The following is a 5,540-nucleotide window of genomic DNA, read 5'->3' as shown; positions in this document are numbered from 1 at the left end:
GTAACGGGTTCTACCGGTGCAACGGGAGCTACTGGTGTAACAGGCTCTATCGGAGCAACTGGTGTAACGGGTTCTACCGGTGTTACAGGTTCCATCGGAGCAACTGGTGTAACGGGTTCTACTGGTGTTACAGGTTCCATCAGAGCAACTGGTGTAACGGGTTCTACTGGGGCAACTGGTTCTACCGGGGCAACGGGAGCTACTGGAGTAACAGGCTCTATCGGAGCAACTGGTGTAACAGGTTCTACCGGTGCAACGGGAGCTACTGGAGTAACAGGCTCTACTGGCGCAACTGGGTCGACTGGTGCAACGGGGTCAACGGGGGCTACCGGTGCTACAGGCTCGACTGGTGTTACAGGTTCTACTGGGTCAACAGGTACTACAGGAAGTACTGGTGCTACCGGCGTTGGTTTTGCTAATGGTACGGCGGCAGGTCAAGTTTATCTGACAGGGTCCACTCCTTTTGCGCCGCAAGGTGCACAAACGGTTACCGGCGATATAACGATCAGCTCTACAGCGGTTACATCATATAACAACATTGTACCGGTTACCAAAGGTGGTACGGGTTTAGCTACCATAACCGCCAATGGTGTTTTATTGGGTAATGGTACGGGTAATCTGCAAACCGTTGCCCCGGGTACAGCAGGTAATATACTAACCTCAAACGGTACTACATGGTCGTCGGCTGCCAGTTCGGGTGTGCCTTATTCAGGCGCCACAGGCGCGGTTAATTTGGGAGCGCATGATTTGACAGTGAATAGTTTGACCATAGGTTTAGGTAAAGGGCAAAATGCTCAAAACACAGCCCTTGGCGGGAATGCCTTATCAAGTTCACTCAGCAGCGGTACCCGTAACACTGCTGTTGGTTACGATGCCATGCTTAATTATGTGGGAACAAGTTTTGATAACAATACCAGTGTGGGCTATTTTAACATGGTAGGCTTAACTACAGGTAACGCGAATACTTCAGTTGGCGGCGAAACCATGCTTTCTGTTGGGACAGGTTCAAGCAACACAGCAATTGGTAACCATGCTTTATTAAATGTTACCAATAGCCAAAACACAGCTTTAGGTGCAAGCGCCGGAAGTACAGTTACATCGGGGGCGAATAATACCTTATTAGGCTTTAATGCCGACGTGGCTTCGGCAACGTTGAACAACGCCACAGCAATTGGCTCTGGTGCCAGCGTTGCTGCAAGCAATACCATGCAATTGGGCAATACAACGATAACCAATGTAAAAACCAGCGGTACCCTTACCGCGGGTGCGGTTACCTATCCAAATACCGATGGTACAAGCGGCTATGTGTTAACTACCAATGGCAGCGGTACACCTACCTGGCAAGCTGCTGCGGCAGGAGCTTCGGCAACCGGATCAACTAATTATATGGCTAAGTTTACAGGTGCAAGCGCTTTGGGTAACAGCTTGATCTATGATGATGGAACAAATGTTGGCATTGGAACATCAAGTCCTTCCGCACGGTTCCAGATCGGAACTGATGGGTCTGGCAGTGCCGAAAATTATAAATGGGGAGTAGTTAATGGCTTTAATACACTACAACTTGGTTATAGACAAACCGGATGGAAATTTAAGACGGACAATAGTTCGGGGGTGGTCAATAACCTTATTTTTTCAAAAACCAATGGAACAACCGATGTTGATTGTTTAACCCTTTCGGGTGGTGGCGATATTACAGCTGCAAATAATTTGAACGTGACCGGTAATATAACGGCGGCGAATGGCATTTTCACAAATTTGAATGTAGACAATGGTAGCCTTTCTTATTCTAACTCGAATGGCTTTTTTGGTATCAAAACAAACGGGGCCCCCACTTCTTTATTTCAGGTTTCTACAAATTCAGGTGGTAACTTTAGTTTAAAATATGACGATGGCGCCGGAACTTTGGGTGGCGGAACCCTTGCATTGGCTTTTAGGAATAACGCCTGGAAGTTAAATGTCCAACAAAATAGTGGGGTTTTGTCTGATCTGGTATACTATTATAATAATGGAACATCCGATCTCGAATATATGAGATTGAATACTTCAGGTTATCTTGGTTTAGGGACATCATCAATATCTCATTTACTTACGTTGAATGGAGGTGCTTATTGTGATGGTACTACCTGGGTAAACGCCTCCGACGCACGTTTAAAAAGAGATATCCTACCTTTGCATAAATATGGTTTAGCACAAGTAATGCAATTAAAACCTGTAACCTATTTCTATAAATCTGATAAAACCAACCATCCCGAAGTAGGTTTTATTGCGCAGGATGTACAAAAAATAATTCCGGAAGTAGTGAGCGGTAAGGAAGGCGATTTGAGCAAGGGAGAAACTTTGGGCTTATCATATGGAAATTTAGTCCCTGTTTTAACTAAGGCCATTCAAGAACAACAAAAACAAATAGAAGCGCAACAAAAACAAATAGATGAGTTAAAGGCTTTGGTTGATAAATTGATTAAAGCAAAACAATAAAAGGGTATCGCGCAAAGCGAAACCTTTGATATCCGTTTTAATGAAAAGAGGCTGCCTTTTTTAAGGACAGCCTCTTTTTGCATTAGTGAACAAGGTTAGGCAATGTTCTCTTTCAAAGCGGTTTCCACTTTGATACTTTCCATGGGTTGTATCAGGTCGACATAATCCTGTATGCTGCCATCGTTTAAACACATTTCGATGATTTTTCGGCCCAAGGGGTGCAGGTCGGGTACGAGGTATTCTTCCAATTCTTTTTTGAAGAACGAGGTGAGTATTTGCGCGCCCGCATCATAACCTTCGGTGCCATTGTCTTTTTGCAAATCGACCTGTAAAAAGTGCTTTGGTATGGTTTGGCCTTCTATTTTTAATGATTCGAGGGCGTAACCCAATAGCGGGCAGCGCGATGGCGCCAGTGGCTCTTTTTTAAAGTTTACGTTACCACGTCTCGACAGGTACTCGCGCGCTATCCACTGTCCGCTAAAGCCAACCTCGTAAGCGCCGATGTGTTGGTTAGGTATCAATATATAGCGGGTAAGCGGTGTGGTCAATATCTGCTCCAGCAGTAAATTGGCCTGTACCACCTTTAAGCCTGTGGCAAAGGGCCAGTACGAGCCCACCCCTTCGCTTATCATGCCTTTACCGGTGCTGATAACGCTTGGGTTTGCGTGGCCCCGAGGAGCAACCAAGCGCCACAACCAGGCCAATGCCGGCGGCAGGATATGGAAGATGCCAATGATGCCATAAGTAGGATTATCGCGCGTGCAGGGCGGCGTGCGTATGCCAAAGCTGCGGATGTCGATTTCCATCGGTACATCGATGGTGTTCTCTACGTGCCTGCGCGGTAATATTACCCTTGGGTTAGGGCAAGGTTTGCCCGGCGCGTCCATTGATGGTTCCCATATCAAACAGGTAGCCTCGGGTTTGCCATTGATGCTCAAAAACATCAAAGGCTCTTTTGGGTGGATGGTGGCCCGTTCAATATCAGGGTCGGTGCCGTATTGGGTGATGTGGTTGATACGAAGGAACCAACCATACTCGGCATCTATAATCACCAGCTTTTTACCGTTTTGCAGCGCGGGCAAAGCCAGAGCCATATCATCGGTAATGGGTTGCAGGGTTGATTCATCCTTCATCTCGATATAATACTTCTCGTTGCTTTTGAGGTTGGTACCCAGCAGCAACCGCCCGTCGAGTTCGCGGTGAGAGGCCGAGGTCATTTCGCTTTTACCGCCACCGCTGGCACCTTCGTGCATGATGACAAAATCGTTCTCGTAAGGCGTGGTTACCTTCACAGCCGAAGCGTGCAGGGTTGTCCAGCCTTCTTCTTCGCCAATGTTGAGCAGTACGCCGTACACCCCTTTTTTTGCGCTTGGGCCAGGGTACAGGTTATAGGCAAACATCTCGTGCATTTTTTCGAGGCGGTTGTGTACTACCACTTGTTTGCCCCCAAAATGCGTATGCCTGAAAGACGGTGCCACATAAATAACCGCGCGCGGCTTAAAGGAATATGGTATTTTGCTGCGGGGGATAAAACCCTGCAAATCGGCCAGGCAGGTGGCAAAAAAGCCCGCGTTGGCAGGCGCCACCAGTAATGAAGGGTAACCATTCTCTTCGCCGCCCGACATAAAGGGCACTACGATGAGCTCATCCTGTTCGGCAAACCAGGCGAAGGTTTCGGTACGCAGCGCATCAAACTCAGCACCATATTTATCTTTAAATTTAGGTTTATCGGTAGGTCGGCTATCACCTATCACCATGCAATCGGGATCGCGGCGGCGCAGGTATGGGTCGGTATAGTTTACCGATACGCCGTTTTTGCATCGTACTACCGAGGCTTCAACGATATTGCCAAAGCCCGGGGTATCGTACGAAACTTCGTATATATTATCGGCCGAACGGCCAAAGGAAAGGTCGATCAGGTCTTCCCTGCTTTCGGCGAGTATCACTTCTTTGTTTTCGAGCAGGTTCCTTAATTCTGCCGGAAGGATGAATTTTTTTAATAATGATTTTTCCATAGCATACTGATTTTGGGGTACTGTTTAGCGGCTAAACAGGCAGTGTATTTTTACACTATTAAACCGTGCCCAATGCTATGGAAATGCCCGCCCCTTATAAATGACGGGCATCATAAAGGGGTGCGGGCTATGATATTTGCCAAAAGCTCAAAAACGGTATGTAAACCCGAATTGATTTTACCATAATGAAAATTATGGATGCCCGATATTATCTATTTTGTTTATGGGCGATGAATAAAGACAAGCTAATATGTTCGCTGTCATATTTTTTTGAGGGTTTTGCGAGTTGGTTGGGTACTTTAAATGCGTAGGTTGGGATATTTCTTTTTTTTATGGTGATTTTTTGGGGGAAGGGTTGTTTGAGTTTGATAGGATGAGTGGTGAGCATATTGTAGTTTGTTTGTCTAAAGCGAGGGTAGGATATAAAAAACAATTTAGGCCGCTATGGGCGGGGGACCCTCTTACTTTTTGCTTGACCAAAAAGTAACAAAAAGTCAAGTTAGCAGGAAGGCTTCTTTTCGCTCAAAGCCACACCGCACAAGCCGGCAGAACCACGGGCTGCAACCTTTGGCCGCGTTTGCGCTGTTACCCATGCTTCAGGCAAAAATTGCTATGCCCCTCCCTGCGCACAAGGCCACCATTGTTCTGCCTGCTTTTGGCCGAAGCTGTCCTGCTGACGTGGGAGGAAACCTCTTATTTAATTAATACAAATGTAATTTTTGTAATAACAAATATTTCTTTGTATATTGCAGATAATTTGCAATAAAACACCTTTTTGTGCCTGTGAGCCCTTTTTTGGGGTTGAACATGGCTGTGCCTTATACTGTAATTAAAACCAAATAAAACAATATATGAAAACGATTGATGCATTTACACTAACACCCAAACAACAACGCTTTTGCGATGAGTATTTGATGGACATGAACGCCACCCGGGCGGCTTTGCGGGCGGGGTATACGCAGGCCACGGCCATGAACGGGCAGCTGATGGAGATGCCCAAGATTCAGGCTTATTTAAAGGAGCGCACGGCGCAAGCGGCGCAAAAACTGC

Annotated in this window: 3 protein-coding genes and 1 pseudogene; 2 read left to right on the top strand and 2 right to left on the bottom strand. The window is 46.6% G+C overall.

Going from position 1 to position 5,540, the window contains the following annotated elements:
* Nucleotides 1-317: pseudogene (locus QZX97_RS19080) on the bottom strand (cell surface protein); the annotation flags it as partial.
* Nucleotides 318-876: 559 nt separating this feature from the next.
* Here QZX97_RS19080 and QZX97_RS19075 point away from each other — a divergent pair.
* Entirely contained in the window at nucleotides 877-2,475 is a 1,599-nt protein-coding gene (locus QZX97_RS19075; RefSeq protein WP_363152164.1) for a tail fiber domain-containing protein, read from the top strand.
* Between the two features lie 95 nt (nucleotides 2,476-2,570).
* Here QZX97_RS19075 and QZX97_RS08150 read toward each other — a convergent pair whose 3' ends face one another.
* Nucleotides 2,571-4,490: a DUF4914 family protein gene (locus QZX97_RS08150; RefSeq protein ID WP_295649335.1), complete on the bottom strand. Its 1,920-nt coding sequence runs from the start codon at nucleotides 4,488-4,490 to the stop codon at nucleotides 2,571-2,573.
* Nucleotides 4,491-5,341: 851 nt separating this feature from the next.
* Between QZX97_RS08150 and QZX97_RS08145 the strand changes: the two genes are divergently transcribed.
* The coding region (locus QZX97_RS08145; RefSeq protein ID WP_295664562.1) for a terminase small subunit at nucleotides 5,342-5,540 on the top strand (199 nt) is incomplete at its 3' end.

Origin of the sequence: uncultured Mucilaginibacter sp. (assembly GCF_903893715.1) — a bacterium.
GTDB lineage: Bacteria > Bacteroidota > Bacteroidia > Sphingobacteriales > Sphingobacteriaceae > Mucilaginibacter.
This window is presented reverse-complemented; position numbering and strand designations above follow the sequence as displayed.

Bases quoted from the DNA above. Each gene is read 5' to 3' on its own strand.
- QZX97_RS19075 (WP_363152164.1), top strand. From the start codon at position 877: ATGCTTAATTATGTGGGAACAAGTTTTGATAACAATACCAGTGTGGGC.
- QZX97_RS08150 (WP_295649335.1), bottom strand. From the start codon at position 4,490: ATGGAAAAATCATTATTAAAAAAATTCATCCTTCCGGCAGAATTAAGG.